Origin of the sequence: Mucilaginibacter oryzae (assembly GCF_003148845.1) — a bacterium.
Lineage (GTDB): Bacteria > Bacteroidota > Bacteroidia > Sphingobacteriales > Sphingobacteriaceae > Mucilaginibacter > Mucilaginibacter oryzae.
In genome coordinates, this window is record NZ_QGHA01000001.1 from 15,206 (window position 1) to 37,958 (window position 22,753).

At 43.0% G+C, this 22,753-nt stretch carries 18 protein-coding genes; 4 read left to right on the forward strand and 14 right to left on the reverse strand.

Going from position 1 to position 22,753, the window contains the following annotated elements:
* Nucleotides 1-7: 7 nt before the first annotated feature.
* From LX99_RS00060 to LX99_RS00085, 6 genes are all read right to left on the reverse strand, one after another.
* Entirely contained in the window at nt 8-1,423 is a 1,416-nt protein-coding gene (locus LX99_RS00060) for a RagB/SusD family nutrient uptake outer membrane protein (RefSeq protein WP_109605278.1), read from the reverse strand.
* A gap of 11 nt (nt 1,424-1,434) precedes the next feature.
* Entirely contained in the window at nt 1,435-4,782 is a 3,348-nt protein-coding gene (locus LX99_RS00065; protein WP_109605280.1) for a SusC/RagA family TonB-linked outer membrane protein, read from the reverse strand.
* A 159-nt stretch (nt 4,783-4,941) separates the two neighbouring features.
* Nucleotides 4,942-6,066 carry a FecR family protein gene (locus LX99_RS00070; protein WP_109605282.1) on the reverse strand — a complete coding sequence of 375 codons (1,125 nt, stop codon included), beginning with the start codon at nt 6,064-6,066 and terminating at the stop codon, nt 4,942-4,944.
* Between the two features lie 69 nt (nt 6,067-6,135).
* Nucleotides 6,136-6,711, reverse strand: a complete 576-nt coding sequence (locus LX99_RS00075) for an RNA polymerase sigma factor (protein ID WP_022830346.1) — start codon at nt 6,709-6,711, stop codon at nt 6,136-6,138.
* A 108-nt stretch (nt 6,712-6,819) separates the two neighbouring features.
* Nucleotides 6,820-7,113, reverse strand: coding sequence for a PHP domain-containing protein (locus LX99_RS00080; protein ID WP_109605284.1), 294 nt, complete (start codon nt 7,111-7,113; stop codon nt 6,820-6,822).
* Between the two features lie 333 nt (nt 7,114-7,446).
* Complete coding sequence (locus LX99_RS00085; RefSeq protein ID WP_109605286.1) at nt 7,447-8,169, reverse strand: Y-family DNA polymerase; 723 nt, start codon at nt 8,167-8,169, stop codon at nt 7,447-7,449.
* A gap of 435 nt (nt 8,170-8,604) precedes the next feature.
* On the opposite strand from LX99_RS00085, the gene LX99_RS00095 reads away from it, so the two are divergent.
* A complete protein-coding gene (locus tag LX99_RS00095) occupies nt 8,605-9,072 on the forward strand; it encodes a hypothetical protein (protein ID WP_022830343.1) in 468 nt (155 codons plus the stop codon).
* Here the strand turns inward: LX99_RS00095 and LX99_RS26415 are convergent.
* From LX99_RS26415 to LX99_RS00130, 8 genes are all read right to left on the reverse strand, one after another.
* On the reverse strand, nt 9,044-9,211 hold the full coding sequence (locus LX99_RS26415; protein WP_170122576.1) for an STAS-like domain-containing protein: 168 nt from the start codon (nt 9,209-9,211) through the stop codon (nt 9,044-9,046). The genes LX99_RS00095 and LX99_RS26415 overlap by 29 nt on opposite strands.
* Before the next feature lie 57 nt (nt 9,212-9,268).
* Nucleotides 9,269-9,832 (reverse strand): DUF1543 domain-containing protein, encoded by a 564-nt coding sequence (locus LX99_RS00100; protein WP_031265999.1) that lies wholly within the window; start codon nt 9,830-9,832, stop codon nt 9,269-9,271.
* 30 nt (nt 9,833-9,862) lie between these two features.
* Nucleotides 9,863-11,551: an FAD/NAD(P)-binding protein gene (locus LX99_RS00105; protein WP_109605291.1), complete on the reverse strand. Its 1,689-nt coding sequence runs from the start codon at nt 11,549-11,551 to the stop codon at nt 9,863-9,865.
* Between the two features lie 341 nt (nt 11,552-11,892).
* Entirely contained in the window at nt 11,893-12,015 is a 123-nt protein-coding gene (locus LX99_RS26420; RefSeq protein WP_146203029.1) for an STAS-like domain-containing protein, read from the reverse strand.
* 44 nt (nt 12,016-12,059) lie between these two features.
* The gene (locus tag LX99_RS00115) at nt 12,060-12,275 is read right to left on the reverse strand and encodes a BTB/POZ domain-containing protein (protein WP_109605294.1); all 216 of its coding nucleotides are present in this window, start codon (nt 12,273-12,275) and stop codon (nt 12,060-12,062) included.
* Nucleotides 12,276-12,704: 429 nt separating this feature from the next.
* Nucleotides 12,705-14,381, reverse strand: a complete 1,677-nt coding sequence (locus tag LX99_RS00120; RefSeq protein WP_109605298.1) for a protein-disulfide reductase DsbD family protein — start codon at nt 14,379-14,381, stop codon at nt 12,705-12,707.
* A gap of 383 nt (nt 14,382-14,764) precedes the next feature.
* A complete protein-coding gene (locus LX99_RS00125; protein WP_109605300.1) occupies nt 14,765-15,214 on the reverse strand; it encodes a protein-disulfide reductase DsbD domain-containing protein in 450 nt (149 codons plus the stop codon).
* An 18-nt stretch (nt 15,215-15,232) separates the two neighbouring features.
* Entirely contained in the window at nt 15,233-16,255 is a 1,023-nt protein-coding gene (locus LX99_RS00130; protein ID WP_245927808.1) for a PLP-dependent cysteine synthase family protein, read from the reverse strand.
* Between the two features lie 214 nt (nt 16,256-16,469).
* On the opposite strand from LX99_RS00130, the gene LX99_RS00135 reads away from it, so the two are divergent.
* The 3 genes from LX99_RS00135 (at nt 16,470) to LX99_RS00145 (ending at nt 22,675) form a co-directional block, all read left to right on the forward strand.
* The gene (locus LX99_RS00135; protein ID WP_109605303.1) at nt 16,470-16,931 is read left to right on the forward strand and encodes an Lrp/AsnC family transcriptional regulator; all 462 of its coding nucleotides are present in this window, start codon (nt 16,470-16,472) and stop codon (nt 16,929-16,931) included.
* Nucleotides 16,932-17,489: 558 nt separating this feature from the next.
* A complete protein-coding gene (locus LX99_RS00140) occupies nt 17,490-19,958 on the forward strand; it encodes a glycoside hydrolase family 95 protein (protein ID WP_109605306.1) in 2,469 nt (822 codons plus the stop codon).
* A 92-nt stretch (nt 19,959-20,050) separates the two neighbouring features.
* Complete coding sequence (locus LX99_RS00145) at nt 20,051-22,675, forward strand: glycoside hydrolase family 2 protein (RefSeq protein WP_109605308.1); 2,625 nt, start codon at nt 20,051-20,053, stop codon at nt 22,673-22,675.
* Nucleotides 22,676-22,753: the final 78 nt, after the last annotated feature.

The window sequence follows — 22,753 nt, forward strand, 5'->3', positions numbered from 1 at the left end:
TATAACTTTATTTATAATTAGGGTTAAACTCCAACTCACTGTCCGGAATAGGAAGAACGTACTGAGACAGAGATATATCCGTGGATTTAAATTGCATCCTGACGATGTTCTGTCTTTTATAGTAAAAGAAAAGCTGCCCCTCCGCATGAAATTCCTTCTGATATTCTTTAGTGATCTCGCTATTTAATAACTCTTGAGTGATGTTATCGGCAAGTGGCGTCAAATTTCTGCTTTGCCTCACTATGTTTAAATAGTTAACGCCATCTACTGGTGTTGTGGCACATTCGGCTAAAATGTAATACATTTCAGACAAGCGTATCATGGGAACAATTTCATCAAGCCTGCCGTCCGTAGGTGCAGTGCCGGGATAAGTTTGCCAAAACTTCGAGCAGAAAATATTTCCTGCGGAGTTGGCAACACTGTTATCGGTTTCTATTCGGGCCATATACCGGATATCAGTACTCCCTCCGGTACCTGTTTCATAAAGCGATTGATAATCTATGAGTGGCCTTCTCATAAAAGATGGCCCACGAAAATAACTTTGATCAGTCCAATTTCTTAAATTGGCTACACGTAAACCAAAGATCAGTTCAGTAATGTAGAGCCGGTCTCTTGAACTTGCGTCAGCGGTAGCCGCGCCGAAATCAACAAATGGGAACTTGTTAGCCTTTACCACAGTTTGCGCTGCTGTAAAAGCATTTGTTTTATCACCGGCGAAAAGGTAAATTCTGGCCTCAAGCGCCTTAACCGCATAATAATTCATTTTTGTTGCTCTTACAGCATCGCCGGTTAAGATTGGGTCAGAATTCTGTAGTAATTGCTCCGCCTCCTTTAAATCCGCTAAAGCCTTTTGTACTACCATTTGGGTAGTAGATGGTACGACTACATATTGGTTTACGGCTGTTTTGTAAGGTATAGCCTTTTTGTTTTGACCACTTACATATTCGGGGCCAAAGAGGCGTAAAAGTTCAAAATGCATGTAAGCTCTAAGTGCCAGCGCTTCGCCCCTTATTCTGTTGTAACCCTGATCACTTAGCACACTACGTTTTTCCTGGGTATTTTGTATTACTTTATTGGCCCCTGCAATAGCATTATATCCACCGCTCCAAATGCTATTCAAGTAGCTAATAACTTCAGTTGAATTAAAATTCAGATTTGAGGTATCATAGAAGGCATTGCTGGTAGGAATGTTATAATTTTGTGCCAGCGCCGATTCAAAGCCCATAGAAAGGTTATCGCCAAAGAGGTTACGCGAACCAAACAATGCATACACCCCATCTAAAGCCTGTTGAAACCCGATTTCTGAAGAAAACAATTGCTCCTCTGAGATGGATGATTTTGGATTTACGTCCAGATACTTATTACAAGACACGAGTATGGTGCTTAAGCAAAGTAATATCACCAGTATTTTTTTACACTTCATCTTATTAAATTTTAAAAGCCTGCTCTTAATGTTAATGAATAGGTTCTTGCAAACGGGTTGCTTGTACCACGTTCAATTTGTATAGAGCTTACCCTGAATAGATCATTGGTTATTGCCGTAAGCTGTAAACTTCTCAGGCCGATATCTTTTAGGAACTGTCTGTTATAAAAACTATATCCCAGTGATGCCGAGCTTAAAATCAGATTATTATCGTTTTGTACAAATCTTGAGGTAAGTTTAGTAGTGCTTGGGGTAGCAGTAATTCTCTTGTAAGAACTAATTGAACCAGGGCCTGTCCATCCAAGGTTATAGGCTCTCTGGTCAACATTGTAATTTGCATTAACCGACTCCACCCTATCTACAAGAGTTTGGTTGTATAGTTGCCCACCCCATTGGTAATTAAAAATTAGGCCAAGCTCAAAACCACGGTGGGAAAAATTAGTACCAAAGTTTCCGTTCCAAACCGGCTGACTGATCCCTACCGGAACTTTATCAGCTACATTCCAGTTCATGGTGGTTTGCCCGCCTTTTGTTAAATAGACTTCTGAACCTGTAACTGGATCAATGCCAAGCGATTTAACTGCAAATATGGTATTGATAGATTGTCCTTCAACCAGTTGGATATTCGGTACTACCTGGCTTGGGTTACCGTTGTTCAGCAAATCATTCGACGCTTTCAGTGCATCTGATATTTTAGCTAAAGTATTCTTGTTGGTAAAGCCATTCAGGGTTACGGTCCAGAGTGTTCTTGAATCCGGTTTTTGCATAAGCGTGTACCTGGCATAAAACTCAAACCCTTTGTTAAGCAAATCGCCAAAATTTTCGGTATAAGAATCAAAGCCCGCAGAAGGCGCAAGGGTAATTTGTGTTACAGCGTTCCGGGTATTTTCACGGTATAACTCCATTCTAAGATCGAGTTTGTTTTTAAAGAGCGTGGCATCTAAACCAATATTGGCTTTATAAACATTTTGCCAGCTCAAAAATTCATTACCCATAGCTGCAAGTGTAGCACCCAGGTTATTGTAGTAAGAGGTGTTGTTGTTGAAATTATACCTGAATTGCGATGCATATGATGGCACGTTAAGAGAACCTGTAGAACCATAGCTACCTCTTAGCTTCAAACGATTTACGATATCACTTTTCCCAAAAAACGATTCGTTGTGGATATTCCACCCTGCACCAACAGACCAAAAGGTTCCGAATCGTTTCTGATTGCCGTATTGTGAAGACCCATCCCGCCTAACAGACACGCTTCCAAAAAACCTGTCATCATAAATGTAATTACCACTGTATACCCACCCTACTCTTCTAACGGTATTTTCATCCCCGGTTGGCGTACCGGAGTATTGCGCTGCAAATAACAGATTATCCAGTGCATCCGTAGGAAAACCAGTAGCCGATACTATGTAATAATTTGACCTGGTATCCGCAATATTAAAACCCAGGTTAGAAATTATCTCGTGCTTACCAAATGCTTTATTAAAGTTAGCAGTGGTTAAACTCTCATATCCGGAAGAACCATTGGTAGTTAATTGGTAACTGCCTCTTTGAGTTACATCTGGCACATTGGCAAACCTTGGGCTCAGAGCAGAATAGAACATATCTCCACCACCGGTTTGTTTATTGATGCTTAAACTTGATTCTATGTAGAAATATGGAGTGGGTTTATATCTGGCCGTGAAGTTATTGGAAACACCGAAGTAATTTGCACTATTAACGGAATGTAATGTAGCATCATACATGGGGTTTGCCTGCTGGTAAGTAAATCCCAGAAAGTTGTAGTTCTCTACAAATGGAACAACTTTTCCGTTGGCGTCATAGGGTGACCAGTATGGGTTCATTTTCACATAGTCACTGAAATTTCCGTATGGCGATTCGTTGGATTTATTTTGAAACACGCGAAGAGAGTTACGGAATTCAAACTTCTTTTTGAAGTAATTAAGATCGAACTGTCCAGAATAATTACGCCTATTCTGCCCTTTCATTACGCCCGATTGGAAATCACCGGATACCTGGAAGGCGTAACGTATAACACTGTCACCACCTTGCGCATAAACAGACGTACGATTACTATAACCATTTTGCGTGGGTATCGATAACCAGTCGGTATTTACACCCTTTACGTACGCTTTATATCGCTCATTATAAAGCATATCATAGCTACTTTGCAAAATAGGAGAGTTAACGGTATACACACCTGCCCTTTTTTCAAAGTCAAGCTTCTGCTGTGAATTTAAAAGATTGTAAACGGACAGATCGGGGGTAGTAAAACGAAAATCATTGGTAACATTCACTTGAAACTGACCCGGAGCCGGCGTTATCGTAGTAATCACGATTACACCATTTGCACCTCTGGATCCATATAGCGCTGTAGCAGATGCATCTTTAAGGATGGTAACATTTTTTACAAGGTTAATATCCAGGTCTACAATACGTTGTAAGGTTACTTCAAAACCATCTAATATCAAAAGCGGAAGCGTAGGCGCCGTTGATAGCTGGCCGGACAAATTAGGAAATGAGTTTTCACCACGTAACTGAATATTAGGCAGTTGATTGATGTTACCACCGGTTATATTGTTGGGTACTATTCTAAATGACGGATCTATTGCACTCATAGCCGCAAATAGATTGCTTGAACTCACTGTTTTAAGTTCTGTGCCTGAAATGCTTTTGGCAGCCCCTGTAAAGCTCTCTTTTTTCTGCTCAAATACACCGGTAATTACTGTTTCCTTTAATGCTACCGATGTTTCTTCTAAAAAAATATTGTAGTTTGTGTCGGGCTTTATTTTAACCACAACAGTTTTGTAGCCAATGAACCTAAACTCTACAGCATCAGCATCTTCAGGTGCAATAAGTTTGAAGTGGCCTTTGGCATCTGTTTGTGTAGCTACGCTTGTGCCCTGCACCGAAACCACTACGTAAGGCATAGGCGCGGCATTTTTCCTGTCTTTAACCGTACCTTCTATAATTTGAGCCAGCTTTTGATCTTTGATCACAACGGCCTTTTGGTCTTTTATAACCAAGATGATCGTTTTTGCCTGTATGACGAACTTAATAGGCTGAGGCTTGAAAATGGAATTTAATGCAGTTTCTAAAGGTTGATCAATTATTTTCAGGCTGATCGGTTTAGCTGAAGAAATAACGTTGTCCGCATAAACAAAGTTATAACCGGTCTGATCCCTTATCACCTTCATAACCTCTGTTATGGGTTTATTTGAAACATTTAAAGTAACCCGTTGAGCAAAACACGACGCGCTCACGAGTAGGAAAAACATGATTAATGTAAACTGAGATAGGGAGAATCTTCTAAAAAAATTTGGACGAGTTCTTCCTATCCCATTTGAATGAATTGTTTTCATCAATTAGGGTTTAATAAAAAACATTTTTGTTGAATTCACCGGCACAGCATTCTCAGCAGGCCGCTATTTACGTGGAAAGGATGATAGTTAAAGTTTAATCATATTGGGTAAATTAGGTTGTTAGTTTTATGATAGTTTTGGTCAGTTAACTTTTAATAGTTATTGCACACCGGATATAATGATTTTTTTTCCAGTGATTTGAATTTTCACGGCCTCGGTCGCCCTCAGCACCTTAATTACATCGTTTATGTCAGCAAACCTGGAAATACTTCCACTGATCTTTTCGTTTGTGACATTGCCTTCGTAGTAAACATCGACATCATACCATCGTGCGATAAGTTTCATAATAGAGCGGATATCTTTACTGGCAAATACGAACTCGTTATCTTTCCACCCTGTGGCTGCATAAACATCTGCGTTGGATTTCGATATCCTGCTATCGCTAACGACACCTTGCTCACCGGGTACCAACATCACTTTTTGATGGCCGGTCGACATACTTATACTTCCTTTTAACAGCGTGGTCGTTTCGGAATCGTCATCCGTGTAAGAACTAATATTAAATTCAGTACCTAAAACTTTCACTTCCTGCGAGGACGTCTTCACAATAAATGGGTGCGCCGCATCATGCGCTACTTTAAAATAAGCTTCTCCAAACAACTTAACCGACCGAACTTCCGCACTAGCCAGGTTGGTAGAATACGTTAAACTGGAAGCTGCGTTTAACCATACCGAAGAGCCATCCGGCAGGTCAACTTTAAAAGTCTCGCCCTTAGCGGTGCTGAGTGTGTTTACTTGTGATGGCGCAAAACCGTTATTTTTTACCTGGTAAACCACTTCACCTTTAGCAGTCTTGCTGATTGAAACTGCGGATTCCTGCGCAAAAATTCCGTTTTTCAAGTTTCCCAGGGCAATGCGCTTACCGTTTGCCAGCGTAAGCGTTGCACCGTACTGCCCGGGCGAAATGGATTGCTTTGCAATTTCAGATGAACTTCCCCTTTTTGTAAGCGTAGGTAAAAGGATACTGCAAATAACAGCCAGTACAGCCGCGGCCGCCGCAACTTTATACCATAAATTTCGCTTAATTGCTTCACCAGATGCAGGTAAATTACGCCATATCTCCTGCCCTACAAGCTCAATATTATCTGGCTCGGGCATTGCGTCAATATTACCAGCCTGATGGTTGAACCATGAATCAACCAAACGGCTTTCTGCTTCGCTGCATGCCCCAACGTTATAACGGTCAAGAAGATCTTTAGTAAGTTTGGTTTCCTTTTCGGTCATCCGTAATTTGATTTCTACTGGTTTAACGACTAACCTATGCCAAAGTCCCAGACGAAAATCAAAAAAATATTAAAAGAACATTAAATAGATATTAATCGAATCCCCAAGCTTATTTTTCAATAATTTCAAGGCGCTGCTTAATTGGTTTTTAACCGTTTTATTAGTGATACCAAGCTCGTCTGCAATTTCCTGATTAGATTTATTATGTTTCCTGCTCATTTCAAATACCAACCTCATTTTTTCAGGAAGATGCTGTATTTCTTTTTCTATCTGATCGTATAGCTCCTTTTGAATGTAGAGCCGATCGGGCGTGCTATGGTTAAGTTCGATGAAATGATGTAACGACTCCAAATATCTATTCTCCACTTTAGCATGTTTAACCATGTCCAATATACGGTTCCTGGTTAAAGTATACAGATAAGCAGCTAATGGTGAAGCAATGTAATGGTCGTTTCTTTTCGTCCACAAAATGGTAAACACTTCTTGCACTACATCCTTTGCGATGCTATCATCCTGCAACATTTTTCTGGAGAAGCGGTAGAGTAACTGCCAGTAGCGTTCGTAGATATGTTGATATGCCTTTCTGTCACCGCCTATAAAGGCAGCCAGCAATTCATCATCGCTTGAGTCGGAAGGTTTGAACATGATCTATTAAAGTAGGGGATAAACTATTACTGCAATTTAGGCAAATATCCCAACGTATTAAAATCTGCGCAATATTTCAATCTCCAGTTAAAGATTAATTAACAACTTTCATTTGTTATCTGTAATCCTCAACATGGGTTTAAACACCAATTCAAACTCGAAATCTTCTGTTAGTTTCCCCGGAGGAATTATAATAAAAATACTCCCTTCACTGTGCTCGTAAACATCCTTTTTGTAGATAAAACACATTTCCTTTTCCGCCCGGAGGTTGCCTTTGGTCAGCAATGCGGATAAACGGGCGTAAGCGTCCTTGTTGGTCGGGTAGGCCAGAAGGGACGGGCCATCAAGCAGGTCAAGACGAACACCCGGGACGAGGCGGATGTTCCTGTCCCTGGCAACCACGTAAGCCCTGACCAGACCGGCAAAGGTGTTGCGGTCGGTACAGGTTCCACCAGTGATGCCTCCATGACGAAAAGCTCGATTCCTAATCCCGGTTCAATCTGATCGAATTTCAAAGAAAAGAGTTTAAAAAGATGTTCGGTGCGGTTACTGGCCTGGCTGGTACCTATATCGATTCTTCATTTTTTTCCGTCGATACGAAACCAGATCAATTCCTATTGCCGCAACCCTGTCCCTTCTCCGTATAATCTTTTACATAAAGCATCCAGTAATTTAAAAACGGCGATTTCGATAGCCTCACGTGTCTGTACAGGTTCGAGGCACTCCAATCGCTCGCTATATGGAACAGCCTCTTTTTAGCGGGATCAAAAATTCCTCTTTCTGGCCAAGCGCCTGCAAAAGGCGTAGCACCAGTTCCTTTTGAAACCGTCTGCGAAGCACCGAATGGGGTATATGTACAAAACTACTGACCTTATCAAGCCCAAGATTCTGCAACTTGATCAACAAATCCGTTGGTAAACGGAGCGCTGAAGGCGGCAGCGGCAATAAGGCGTTGCGGTGCCCCCCTTCCGCAACAATGAGGTCTTTTTCTGCACAACGGGCAACTCCCCAGGCGCAACCGATGGTATAGGCGATTCCCGGATGAACGCCATAACCAATAATCCTTAACCTGCTGATCATATCTTTCAGATACCCACGTTCTCCTCCGCGGAGATGCGCACATCCGGTAATATCCAATAGTAAGCCATCCGGAGGATCCAGCATAATCAAAAACGTGTAGCGAAGGCACCATTCTGCCAGGCCGCCAAGTAATTTCAGCTCCCGGCCCATTTTATGGTCTAAAACCACCAGTTCAGGAGTGATGACCTTGGCGTCGGCCACGGTCATTCCTACTTCAATGCCAAAACGCTGAGCAGTAGCAGTAGCCGCTCTCGCGATCAGCCGTCCGTGATCCGGCTCAGCAAAAACAAAAGTTTTCCCCTTAAGCTCCGGCTGTCGGATTGCTTTCCAATCCGTCAGCAGATAACGGAACCAAAGGGATAAAAAACGCTTAGGCATACTGGTGCAGTTTTTCAGGTACTGCCAAAGGCGTTACTGTTCGGAATTGATGCTGGAACCATTCGAATATCCAGGTATCGGGAATGTCGTTAGGTTCAGGACTATGGATCCAGCTTGTTCCTGATACTCCCGGGAGCTATTGTCTATACGAACCATTGCCGGAGTTGCAACTCGGGAAATTATTGTTTAACCAGGAGGATAACTGGATTTATGATGGGGACTTGTTGAGTATAAGCGAACAGGAAGATGTTGCCTCAGTAATTACTGGCTGTCAGCGTGAAATGGGTGAGTTATTGAGAAGTATAAAGGCGCTGTAGCCAGACAAATTGCTTTGCATCTGACCGGCAAAACAAAAGTGGAGTAGAATAGCGAAATTACCAGCTGTGAGTTAACCGAATTGAACGGCCTCTCAACTGGTAAATAATTGAGGGGACCATGGATAAGAAATTCGAAATCATCAGGCAAGATGGTGATGACCTGATCTTTTTAACGGAAACAGAGATCATCTTAAGGGTCATTACACCTGAGCAACGGGAGACGCGCGAAAGTTGTGCGACCGACGTGTTTGAGCTTAAAGGGAATTATATCAGCGTGCTCATCAATAATCTTGACCTCCCAGAGACTTTGTTCCCGGTTACCCTGATATACGACTTCCTGATTTTAAACAGTGAACCCATAAAAGCTAAATCGACCATTAAGGATATCCGGTCGGCAATAGAATACTATTGCACCTCGAAGCTGAAAGCCAGTATCGGTCAAATTCAGATTATGGACCTGGACGGCCTGGAAGAGGTCCTCGAAGATAGTGTAAATGAACCTACGGAAAAGGTTGTATATGATTTCAAATATTTTGAAGGGGGAGATAAAAACTGGTTTATCTGCCGGACGGCAGTTTTAAGATAAGAATTGAAGAACGCGAATTGGGTTTGGTCTGTGCGGCTGTAATGCCTACTATTTTGATGGAATCCTTTACCTTATCATAACCAAATTGTGAGATAAGTTCGCCAAAACTGGAGTTAAAGAAAGATGACGAGATTGGCATACTTAAGGCGAGGGATATCTTACTAAACAAGGGATATCTTACTAAAAAGTTGCCGCATCATCCTATCGGTAATTTATAATAGCCTAAGTGTATGTCGTCCGTCGGCCCATTATAGTTGGCGGTAAGCTGAATATGGTATCTTCTTTTAATTTCTTCACTCAGCAGGTCTTCAATATGGTAAAGGTCATCTACATCGATGCCGTATTTTTCGTCAATGTGGGCGCTGGCCGCTTTAACCCGGGTTACCGAAGCGGTTTTAAAAAAATCTGTAGCGGTTGATGCTTTTATGGCCGCCTTTCTATCGTCCTGCACCGTCAGTAGCGTGTAGTGCTGCTCTTCCAGCCTGCCGCTTTGGTAACCGCCCAGGTTGATAAAGAAGAGGCGATGTTTGGTAGCGGCCGCCTGGTTATGAGGCACAACTTGTACCTGGTAACCGTTAACCTGGGTTACCTCGCGCCAGCCGTCGATGTGCAGGCTACTGCCGGATTCCGGCCAAAAGGCCCGCAGCTGTGGCAGGAGATCGTGCAGTCCCTCAGCGATGCCGAAAAAAAAATCATGTTGCTCAATGTTCCGTCCAGGCGCTTTCGAGCCCAGCAATACCATAAATAGCTTCTCTGCCATAGTCTTAAAAGGGTTGATATATTGGTTATGTTACAACGTTATCATCTTTGCGCCAAAAAGCCCCTCCAGTATTTTGCCAGAAGCCGCCTCACCAAAATCCAGCCCGGAATAGTCGGGGTTAAAACCGCCCATTAAAGGTACAGCCATTATATAAATGCGTTCGTTAAGGCCGTTAGCGTTATCGAGCAACTGAAAGCGGTCGTTAATTGCCAGGCCGGGAACGGTCAGAAAATAATGGTCGCCATTTTTCGTAACGCGTTTATCCCCCTTATTCAATAACGGCAGTGCGGCTTGCGGGTTACGAAAGGCAACTTTTGCCCAGGTCCCGGCCTTGCGGATACCGTCAAAAGGGATGTGGTTAAACGCGATATGCGGTTGCCCGATACAATCGATGAACAACGGATAATGCCGCCCCGCGTAGTTGGCGCCACCGTTATCAGCCGGTTCCGGCTCCTGGTCGTCATCTACGGTAACCATTTGCAATCTCCCGGCCGCATGCAAAGCCATCAGCGTTTCTGCCGAACTTTGTGGCACAAACGCAATTACCACCGAAATCAGGGGCATAAGCGTTTGCTGCAGGCGCAACATATCTTCAGCCGAAAAGTACTTGGCCGGGTAGTTCATCGCAAAGCTCAGGATAGCCAGCATTTCTTTCCAGTAAACAGACTGGTGTTTTTGAATAGACCGCTCGGCCTCGGCATATTCTTTTTTCAGCAACTCAAAAGGATCTATCTTTTCGCGGCTGCTCATCGTCCGTTCCACAAACTCCTCCATGGTCAGGTCTTTAATTTCGGCATAACAGGCGGGGTCATTTTTCTCAATACCTTTTTTGAAATTTTGTTCGAAAACATAATCCAATGATAAAAAGCCGTCATTTTCTTTTCTGTTCTGCTCGATCTGCTCAGGCGACAACACGGTGTCTTTACCCAGATGGGTATCTTCCAGGTGAAAACGTACCGCGGGCAATAAGCCGTTACGGGTATGCATCACAATGCTGAAATGTTCACTTTCCGGGTCGGGATAAAAATGCAGGATGCCTTGTTTATCCTCTTCAAACCTCCCGTTATGACGGGCTAAGGTTTTAATGGCATCAATTGCCGTTAACGAGGCACCGCGAACCGCCACCGGATGATTGGCCAGCCGGGCTATCTTTTCCGGGGGATAAGGTGAATCGAACCAGTTGGTCACCTTCCCTTCATGATGCTTCGGCCACAGGTGGCCGGTGCAGATAATGGCCCGGTCATATTCCGTACTGTCTGGCCCGGTAATAACGGCGACCTTTTCTTTTTCGGGCAGATCCTCGATGTCGGTTACTTCCGTATTAAATAAAACTTTGGTAACGATGCCCTTTGTGCGCCCGGCGCGCAGAAGCGCTTTAAACTGGTCGGCCAGGTATTGCCCGAAAAGCAGGCGTGGCAAAACTTTATAATTGTTAAAACGCCCGGGGTCGACGTGGTATTTGTCCAGCGTATCTTTCGAAACTTTTTTTACCCAATCAGCTACATCGCTGGTCAATTCAGGTATCTCGTTTCCGGATACGTTAGTGACATGCTCATCGGCTGCACCGCTATGGCTATAGGGCATACCACTGCCCAGGTTGCCGGTTTTTTCGTAAATATCGATGAACAGTTGGCCGGGATAGTTGCTTTCGATCAGGCGTTTATACATAAACAGGGCACTGGGGCCGCCGCCTACAAGGGCTATACGCAGGTCAGTCATGGCAGCAGCTGGTTTTTAAAAGGTTGATCTGCATCATAGTTTCAATTGAGTTAAAAATAGTTGGAGCGGCTGTTAAAGAAGTATCGGCGAATAAATATGAGTTATAACAAGCTTTGTAAAGATTTGTTCAGCAAAAAAGCCTCTTGCGAAGCTTTTATCCGGTTACTTATTGCCGGCAGTTTTGCTTTTTCTTTAGGTACGGGCTTTTTATAGTCTCTTCGCCAATAAGCGGCTAACGCTAACCCATGCAAATTTGATTTATACGCTTCGAAGTAAACGCGCAAAGATTTCGCTTGTACGGCTGTAACTACTACTATCCGGATAGCGTACTTTATTTTATCCTAAGGAAACTGTTTGATATGCTTGCCAAAACTGGAGTTAAAGAAAGATGACGATATTAGCGTACTGCCGATAAAGGATATCTCAACTAATTGATTTGATTTTATTGAAGGGATAATCTGCATTGCCGGCAAGCCCCGGATGTGCACGCTATATGATCATTTAAAGTTTATTGCAAGAAATCGGATTGTTTTAATCCATCTTCTGAATTAAAAAAAATCATTGCTGTATAAAGTGTTCCCATCACTGTTTGTATGGGCCGGTATTGGACATCCGGAAGATAGGCAAAGCCGATAGTTTCTAAAAAAGCATTTGTTTCTTTTTCCAGTTCCGCAACGGTAGCCGACTCAATTATTTTAACAAGCTTACTTAAGCGGACGGGCATAATTTATATTTGATTTAGCTAAGATAAAATTTCCAAACGTAATTGAATGAAAACGCTACTGTTTTGCTTTTGTCGGTGTTTTTATACCGCCATTTTCATATTTAGCCAAACAATAAAGCCCCATATGATGCGCGGCCTCCCAATAATGTAATAAGAGTTTTCTTCGCCAGTGAGCGGCTAAGGGTTAACGAGCAATTTTAGCAATGCATATTTGATTTATAGGCGTTGAAGTAATCACGCAAGAATTTCGTTTGTACGGCTACGTCTCTTTACAACTTGATGAAATAAAAGACACCCGCTTCTAAGGATGCCTTCAATTTATTTTAACTATAACTGAATAAAGAACGATTGAAGCTTTTTATGGTATTCCGTCAAATCCATTTTCCCTGATGAAGGCTAATCACACCAGAATAATAATGGTATATTAATTCATTGTTTAACGTAACCTTTCAAACCGCTATCCAGATATTTCAAGTAGCTAAGCGGATCATAATCGGCTCCTTGCGGAGTTACTAACGGCGCCTGCGTATCAGGATCAAGCAGCACGTAAAAGGGTTGCGAATTGGATCCAAATTTTGAAGTTTGGAGGTAGCTCCATTTATTACCAATGGTTTGGATCTTTCTTCCTTCAGGTGTGGTGGTTTGCTCAGCTTTAGCCAGATCTGTCTTATCGTCAACATATAGTTGTATCAATACATAATCTTGTGTAATTCTTTGATACACCTGTTTGTCCGGCCATACGTCAGCTTCCATTTTACGGCAATTGACACAGGCGTGGCCTGTAAAATCTATCATCACCGGCTTATGTACCTTTTTTGCATAAGCAAGGCCTTCGTCATAATCAAAATAGGGATTAAATCCTTTTGGTTTATCAAACAAATCGGCATATTTATGCGGGCGAACGTCGGTGATCGTATTACTATTTCTATTATCAGTGTTCATGCCGGGATTTGACAGGTCAAAATCCTGGGTTGCCTGCGGCGGAAGAAAAGCACTGATTGATTTGAGCGGGGCGCCCCACAAACCCGGTACCATATACATGCTGAACGCCAAAACGATAATGGCCAAAAAAAGCCTTGGAACCGAGATATATTTCAGATCGCTGTCATGACTGAATTTTAATTTACCCAATAAATAAAAGCCCATCAGCGCAAAAATCACGATCCACAATACCAGGAAAATTTCCCTGTCAAACCAATGCCAATGATAAGCCAGGTCTACATTACTCAAAAATTTGAAGGACAAGGCCAGCTCCAGAAAGCCCAGGGTAACCTTTACACTGTTAAGCCATCCACCTGATTTAGGCAACGATTGAAGCCAACTGGGAAACATAGCAAACAATACGAACGGTATGGCCAGCGCCAGTGCAAAACCCAGCATGCCGATAGCCGGCCCCAATAATGCCCCTGTGGTGGCAGCCTGAACCAGCAGTGTACCAATAATAGGACCGGTGCAGCTAAAAGACACCAGCGCTAATGTGGCCGCCATAAAAAACAATCCTGCCAAGCCGCCTTTATCTGAGTTCTGATCCATTTTATTTACCCAGCCCGAAGGCAGGGTAATTTCAAAAGCCCCCAGAAATGATGCGGCAAACGCCACAATTAACAGAAAGAAACCAAAGTTGAAGATGCCGTTGGTTGATAAACTATTTAAGGCGTCGGGGCCGAAGATTATGGTTACCAGGAGGCCCATCACTACGTATATCGCTACTATACTGGCGCCATAAATAGCGGCCTTACCTACCGCGCTCCCCTTGTTATCGCCGGATTTGGTGAAATAGCTAACCGTTAAAGGTAGCATGGGAAAAATGCAGGGCATTAACAGGGCCGCAAATCCACCGGCTAAACCGGCTAAAAATATGGCCCAGGGGGCTTGTTTGCTTTGCCCTTTGGCAGTTTCCTTTAATGCCGCCTTTCCGCGTTTTTTATCCGCTGTTTTTTCCCGGCTGCCGTCTTTTTTTGTTGTCCCGGTGGTTTTTGTAGCCGGTGGTGTATTAATAGGGGTAAATTGTATACCCGAGGTTGATGCAGTGTCTTGTGCCTTTGCGACATGTTGGGCGAACGCTATCCCTGTAATTAATAAAATAAATAATATGATCCGCTTCATTAATCTCTCTGTTTTTTTCGATCCAGATATTTGTTACAATTTTTGTAGACCCAGGTTTATCATGTAATTGTGATACCTGGTCAGGTTTAAAAGATGATATAAGAGCGATAGTCTGCCTCCTGCCGGTAGATATCAGCTATATTTTAACCACTATTGATGATAAAAAGCTATTACTTCTCCGTGGTGCCGGGCCCATCATAATTAACATTAGCTGTATCTCAACAACCCAATAAGCTGGGCAGTTAAAAGAAACGGTTATCGTTTAAAGGTGTCAACCAGAAGTTCCTGTTCTACACAAAGACATCAACAAGTTGGAAAAAACCGGGCAAAGGCATAGCCTGAGGTACTCCTCAAATCGCATTGACACTACGAATTTTACAGCTTTATTTGATTGGTATGCTAAAGTCTATATTATCCGGAGGCAAGCATTTCTGATCGTTACAGGTCATATATTCCAGTTTACCGCTAACGGTAACCTGCCTCGCCTTCAGCTTAATTTTCTGCTGAAAAATCACGCTGCCTTCAAAAAAGCCAACCTCCATTCCAAAAGCTTTTTCCATCCGGGTTATCGGCTGTGGTTCGGTGGTTCTGCCTACCAGGGTAAAAGTATTTGACGGATTAAAATTAATAGTGGTTTTAACCGGTCCACCGTCTTTAACAAACTGGGAATATACATGCCAGCCGACATCAATAGTTGCCTTAATATATACCACGGCCTCGGTTGCGCTTGTTTTCCTGGCAGCATAACTCCACTTTACCGGTTGCAAAATCTGCGATTTGCTTTGCAGGGCAAACAAGATCAGCATGGTTATGATAGTTGTAATTTTTTTCATTTTATTTTTCTTGATTAATTATTGAATAACGGGTTCATTTAAACGGGAGATAGGCTGATATCCGGTAAAATCAGTTTCTGTTGAGATATAGCCATCTTTAACAGGTTCTTCTTTTACAAGATCGGTGCTCAGGTACTTTTTATTGCTGTCGCATAGCAGCGTAACCACTACCGCGTTACCCCCTAATTGTTCCTTTAATTTAATGCCGCCGATAACATTGGCACCTGATGATATGCCTACGGCCAACCCCAGTTGTTTAGATAACTTTTGTGCCATGATGATAGCATCACCATCGCCTGCCTGCACTACCTCATCCAAGGTTTCCAGCTTTACAATTGCCGGTATAAACTCATCCGAAATTCCCTGTATGCGATGGCTGCCTACCTTATACCCCGTCGTTAACGTGGGCGACTCGGCAGGCTCAAGGGGATGGATCTCAGCTTCGGGATTCATCATTTTCAGATATTTACCGACCCCCATGATCGTTCCACCTGTACCTACCCCCGCCACAAATGCATCGGGCTTAAGGCCCAGGCCAACAAGTTGCTCCCATATTTCGGGCCCCGTTGTCATTTCGTGCGCTTCGGCATTATAGAGGTTTTCAAATTGTTGAGGTAAAAAAACTCCGCCGTTGGCCGCCAACTCCTCACTTAATTTAATACTGCCTAAAAAGCCGCCTTGTTCTTTACTGATCAATAGTACCTCGGCACCCATACTTTTGATAATATCCATGCGCTCTTTACTTAACCAATTTGGCATAATTATCTTTACATCGTGACCAAGCGCCCTCCCTATTGCTGCAAAAGCAATACCCGTGTTGCCGCTGGTGGCCTCAATAATGGTATCGCCAGACGCTATGTTTCCATTTTGATAAGCCTTGTATAAAATATACAGCGCCATCCTGTCCTTTACACTACCGGTAAGGTTATAATGCTCGCATTTTACATAAATTTCTCCGGGCTTGCCTTGGTACTTATACTGTAGTTTTAACATCGGCGTGTTACCCACCAGGTACCATAGGTCCTGAAATTTCTTTTCCATGTTTATTGCCAGATCAAATACAGCTGCGCCGTCCCTCATACTTAAATTTTATGGCTTAAAATTCAGCATATCCTATAATAGTAACAATCATCTTCAAAAAATCCGTAAATTTTATGGTTAATTGTGTTTATAGTTAGTTTATTTTCAGTTTTAATGCTTTTTAGTTCTTATCATTGTATCTTTTTTCAACAGCCCCAATTTCAAACTTTTATAAATGAATGATTTAGATGCAACTGACCTAGAAATTTTAAAGCTTTTACAGCAAAATGCTTCATTAACCAATAAAGAGATTTCTTACAAGCTTCATAAATCGATTGCCACTGTTCATGAGAGGATAAGGCGATTGAAAGACCAGGGTTATATTAAGCGTGTAGTAGCTATTCTTGACAGCAAAAAGATCAACAGAAACCTGATCGCGTTTAGCCACGTACTTTTGAATGACCATACTGCCAATACGCTGAATGGCTTTGAAGCCGAAGTTGCAAAATTCCCGGAAGTGATGGAGTGCTTTCAGATGACCGGAACCTTTGACTTTATTCTGCGCATAGCCACGAGTGACATGGAGGCTTACCACCATTTTTACAGGAACAAACTGGCAACCCTACCTAATATCACCACCGTGCAAAGTTTCTTCGTTTTATCTGAAACCAAGAGCGATACGGCATATCCCTTATAAATTTCACTATTACTAAAACAGGCAACATCGTTATACGTGTTGCCTGTTTTAGTAAGTTCATAGCTGAAGATTTATAGTAATATGGAAAAACCATTTTGGTTGACCACTATTTACGAATTTTATTTACAATGCTAACCATTTGATTCTTACAACCAAAGGTGGTCAAAACCAAATTGACCAACAGGGGTCAATTTGTTGTGGTTTATCCAGGATATTTAGCCTTGCAGATTTTTGCGTGTGTCCAAACAGAATTTCGACCAAGTGTCTTCCGCGTTGTTTGACAAAGTCCGCTGTCTGAAAAAATCTATTCTGAATTTCGTGACACGTATCCATTTGAGCTCAAGGTTACGGCGGAACTTTGCCAATGAAAAAAGTCATTGATCCCTCGGCGCTACCTATAACTTTTAATGCCCCGTCGACGTGAACGAGCCGACAGGGTTTAAAAAGTCGGATTTTTATAAAATAAAGTCGTTTAATTTAAATTTTTTATCAAACGTACCTCATTATTTTGTTCCATTGCTTTCGGAGCTAAACTCATATCCGTGAGAATGAACAATCATGAAAATTTTACTAAAATTTGTACTATTCGGGATCCTGATTCTAAACCTACAATTTCACAGCGTCATTGCACAATCGCATAAAAACACTTTTTCTACCAACTACCGCAATAATCTTTTATGGTATTTGAAACCTGCTCAAGTATGGGAAGAGGCGCTGCCTATAGGAAATGGTCGGCTTGGTGCAATGATTTTTGGTGATCCGGAAAATGACCGCCTTCAGCTCAACGAGATCACTTTATGGTCTGGTGATCCGCAAACTGATGCTGACAGGCCTGGCGCCTATAAATACTTAGACACCATCCGTAGCGCTATCAGAGATCAGGATTATCCTCTGGCGCACAAGCTTACCAATCAGCACTTCACTTCATCTGCTCCTTATTCATCATCTTATCAAACATTAGGAGACCTATGGTTAAAGTTTAAACTTCCCAATAAACAACCTGCTACCGATTATTTAAGATGGCTGGATATTGACCAGGCCATTGCCGGTATATCTTTTACGTCTGGTGGCGTGAATTTTAAACGCGAGATTTTTTCAAGCGCTGCAGATCATGTGTTATTACAGAAAATTACCGCATCCCGGAAAGGCTGCATATCGCTTACCCTAAATTTAAACAGGATTGAGGATGCCAGTACTCATTTTGTAGCGCCTAACAAACTCATCATGAGAGGCCACGCAGGCGGGGCGTTAATTTACGAAGCGCAACTCACCGTTGTGAACAAAGGCGGTTCGGTAACCGCTTCCAAAAACGGCATTCAAGTTAAAAACGCAGATGACGTGCTTATTTATTTAACCGCCGGCACTTCGTACAAGCTTGATTATGCTAAGTTATTCAAAGGGCCTGATCCTCACCAATCAGTAAATCGCCAGATGACGTTGGCTTTGGCAAAGCCATACCCGTTGCTCAGGGCAGCTCACATCAACGAATATCAACAATATTTTCGACGCGTTGATTTTAAACTTGGAGGCACCGCAGCCAATGATCTGCCTACTGATCAACGTTTAAAAGCCTATGGAGACGGCACAGCTGATCCGGCTTTTGCTGCTTTATTTTACCAGTATGGCCGGTACTTACTCATATCATCCAGCCGCCCCGATAATCCGTTGCCTTCAAATTCTCAGGGCTTATGGGGCGACGGATTGGACCTACCCTGGAAATGTGATTACAAATCCAATATTAATTATGAGATGAATTACTGGCCTGCCGAACAAGCCAATCTTTCGGAGTTGCATATGCCTATGATCAGGCTAACTCAGGCATTGGTAACACCGGGTACAAAAACTGCAAAAACATATTACGGCCCGCAAACTCCAGGCTGGTATTATGGGTATACCACCAATGGCTGGGCGTGGACCAGTCCGGGAGCTCAGCTATCATGGGGTGTTTTTGCAGGTGGAAGCGGTTGGGTATGCCAGCATCTGTGGGAACATTATGCCTTCTCCCGAGATAAGAAATATCTGAAAAGTATCTATCCGGTTTTAAAAGGTGCTGCCCAGTTCTATTTAGCCACACTCATACGCGACAAGAATGGGTATCTGGTAACCTCTCCATCAACATCTCCGGAGAATAATTTTATTACGGACAAAAGTGTTAAATCTGACGTGACAGAAGGCGCTACAATGGAAAAATCTATCATTTGGGACCTTTTTACCAATGTTGCACAAGCCAGTAGCGAATTGAATATTGACGCTGATTTTAGAAAAGCGGTTGTAGCATCCCGTAATCAGCTCAGCCCACTAAGAATCGGTAAAGGTGGCCAACTCATGGAATGGAATGAAGATTGGGATCTGAATTCTGATGACCCACATCACAGGCATACTTCTCACCTTTTTGCTTTACATCCGGGCCGGCAAATCACTGCGCTTGGTACACCTGCATTAGCGCAGGCGGCTAAGCGGACCTTGGAGCTAAGAGGCGACGACGGAACAGGCTGGGCATTAGCCTGGAAAGAGAATTTTTGGGCACGTTTACGTCAGGGTGATCATGCTTTTAAATTGTTATCTAATCAGCTAAGATTCACAACAACAACTGAAACAGTTATGGCTGACGCCGGAGGGACTTATGCCAATCTTTTTGACGCGCATCCGCCGTTTCAAATAGATGGAAACTTTGGAGCTGTCTCCGGTATAACAGAAATGCTGTTACAAAGCATGGAAAGCTATCAAAACGCAAAAGGTGGACAGTCATACATCATCGATCTGTTACCTGCGCTGCCTACTGCCTGGGGCAGCGGTAGCATTACCGGGTTAAAGGCAAGAGGAGGATTCGAGGTGGCGTTGGCGTGGAAAGCCGGCAAACTTGTGCACGGCACAATCAAATCATTTCATGGTGAGCCGTTTCGCATCAGGACAAAATATCCTCTGAAAATCTCAGGAATGTCTTTGATCCCGATAAAAACAAATGATTGTTATCTCTACACGCTTACTTCCAAAGCGGGTAAAATATATCAATTGTCAACCATGTGAGGCAAGGAAGCTCAAATTTTATGCACAATATACTGGCATTTTAATCATTGAACCAAACACTACACTAATAAATTATTGACCTAACCGAGGCTATGAAACACTTTAAATCTCTTTTTTTCAAACCAGTTAAACACTTACTTATAGTATTCTTTCTTATTTCTTCCACACTTCCGGTTTTAGGGCGGGCAAGTAAAAACAGTGCGGATAAGGCCGGGAAAGGAAGCCGGTTATCAAAGAACTTTAATGCAGACTGGAAATTTAAAATAGGTGATGCTAAAGGAGCAGAGGAAGCCGCATTTGATGACCGGCAGTGGGAACTTACCAGCTTGCCGCACTCTTTCAGTACGCCTTATTTTATGTCGCCGGAGTTTTATGTTGGATATGGCTGGTATCGGAAGCATTTCTTAGCACCCAACGGTTTTCAGCATAAAATTGTGTCGTTGGAGTTTGAAGGAGTGTTTCAACAAGCCGAGATATTTATTAATGGTATGTTTGTGGGAGAACATAGGGGCGGTTACACAGCTTTCTCGATAGACGTAACTAAAGCATTGAAACCTGGAGATAATATCGTTTCCGTAAGGGTCAATAACCTTTGGAATCCTCAGCTTGCGCCCCGGGCAGGAGAGCATGTTTTTTCGGGCGGTATTTACAGGGATGTTTATTTGGTAGTTACTAATCCTATCCATGTTGATCTCTACGGCACTTTTGTGCAAACTCCGGTTGTTAGCAAGGAAAGCGCAAAGGTTTTGGTTGAAACCGATGTCAAAAATGAAACAAAAAATGATCAAACGGTTCAAATACGCACCGATCTGGTAAACACCAATGGAAAAATTGTGGCCAGTTATAGCTCTTCAGAACTCATTGGTGCGCAATCGGTAAAAACCATCACCCAAAATGTTGGCACCATTTTAAAGCCGCTGTTATGGCATCCTGATCACCCGTATTTATATACTGCCATTACCTCATTGTCTATCGCCAATAAAGTAATCGATCAATACAAAACTGTTTTTGGCGTACGTACGTTCCGGTGGACTGCAGATAAGGGCTTTTTTCTTAATGGAGAACATCTTTACCTGCGTGGAGCCAATGTACACCAGGACCATGCAGGCTGGGGCGATGCGGTTACCAATGCAGGGTTTTACCGTGATGTAAAAATGGTTAAGGATGCCGGTTTCAATTTTATTCGCGGTTCGCACTATCCGCACGATCCTGCGTTTGTTGACGCTTGCGATCGGTTAGGTGTTATTTTTTGGTCGGAAAATCCGTTTTGGGGAATAGGTGGTAGTGATAACGTACCCGATGGCTATTGGAACGGAAGTGCGTATCCGTTAAACAGTAAAGACACCGCTGCTTTTGAAGCCAGTGTGAAGCAACAATTCCGGGAAATGGTAAAAATGCACCGCAACCATGCGTCCATTGCCATTTGGAGTGTTTCTAATGAGCCATTTTTTACTGCCCCCCATACGGTTGCTGCTATGAGGGCGCTTTTAGGCAAATTAGTCAAAATATCACATGAAATTGACCCTACAAGGCTTGCTGCCGTAGGTGGTGCGCAACGCCCCCTTGACAGTAACAGAATTGACAAAATTGGCGATGTGGCAGGTTACAATGGCGATGGCAGCGCTATTGAGATTTTTCAAGATCCGGGTATACCAAACATGGTTTCCGAATACGGCGGAACATATTCAGAGAGGCCTGGGAAATACGAGCCCGGCTGGGGCGACCTATCCAAAGATAATGGAGAACCGGTACACCCCTGGAGAAGTGGTCAATCACTTTGGTGTGCTTTTGACCACGGTTCCATTGCCGGGGCAGGCATGGCCAAGCTTGGCATTATTGATTATTTTCGAATTCCCAAACGCGCATGGTATTGGTATCGTAATCATTACAGAGGTATTGCCCCTCCCGAGTGGCCTGTAGCAGGTAAGCCTGCCGCTTTGCGCCTGGAAGCAGATAAACGTAGCGCTGGTACTGACGGTACAGACGATGTTCGCTTACAGGTAACAATAGTGGATAAAAATGGGAAGCCATTAAGCAACAGTCCAGATGTAAAGTTGGATGTGGTTTCGGGCCCCGGCGAGTTTCCTACGGGTAGCTCCATCAACTTTAGTGAAAAGAGCGATATCAGGATTATGGATGGACAGGCGGCGATAGAGTTTCGGTCCCAGTTTGCCGGAAAATCCATAATTCGCGCAACTTCTCCCGGAATGCCTGCCGCTGAATTAACTATTGATTTTAAAGGCGGGCGTCCATATCAACCTGAGTTTAAGGTGAAGGATCGCCCTTATACACGTTTCGAAAAAGAAAACCCAAAAACAGAACTGCAGGTATTCGGGCGTAATAACCCAACCTTCGCAAGCAGCTTCAGTCAAAATCATTTACCGGGATACGCTGCTGATGGTGATCCTGATACCTGGTGGCAACCCAATGATAACGACACACATCCGCATTGGACGTTGGATACAGAAAAAAAGTTGTCCATACAAAATTTGATGATAACATTCCCCTCAGAGGAAGCCTATCAATATAAGATTGAAATCAGTGATGACCAGGAAAAGTGGAACTTAATATCAGACTTATCTAATAACGTACAGAAAGAAAAAATAAAGAACTTGAAAAATATTAATGCTGACGGTAGATATATAAGAATAAGTTTTGTACATAATACTAAGTCCGCTATATCCGAGATAAGTGTAACTGGTGCGGTCTTACAGTAGCGTTGTTCATCACAGTTTACATAGTTTTACGCCTATTTCTTTTGCTATAAACAAGGTTAAATGCGCTTATCATACTTG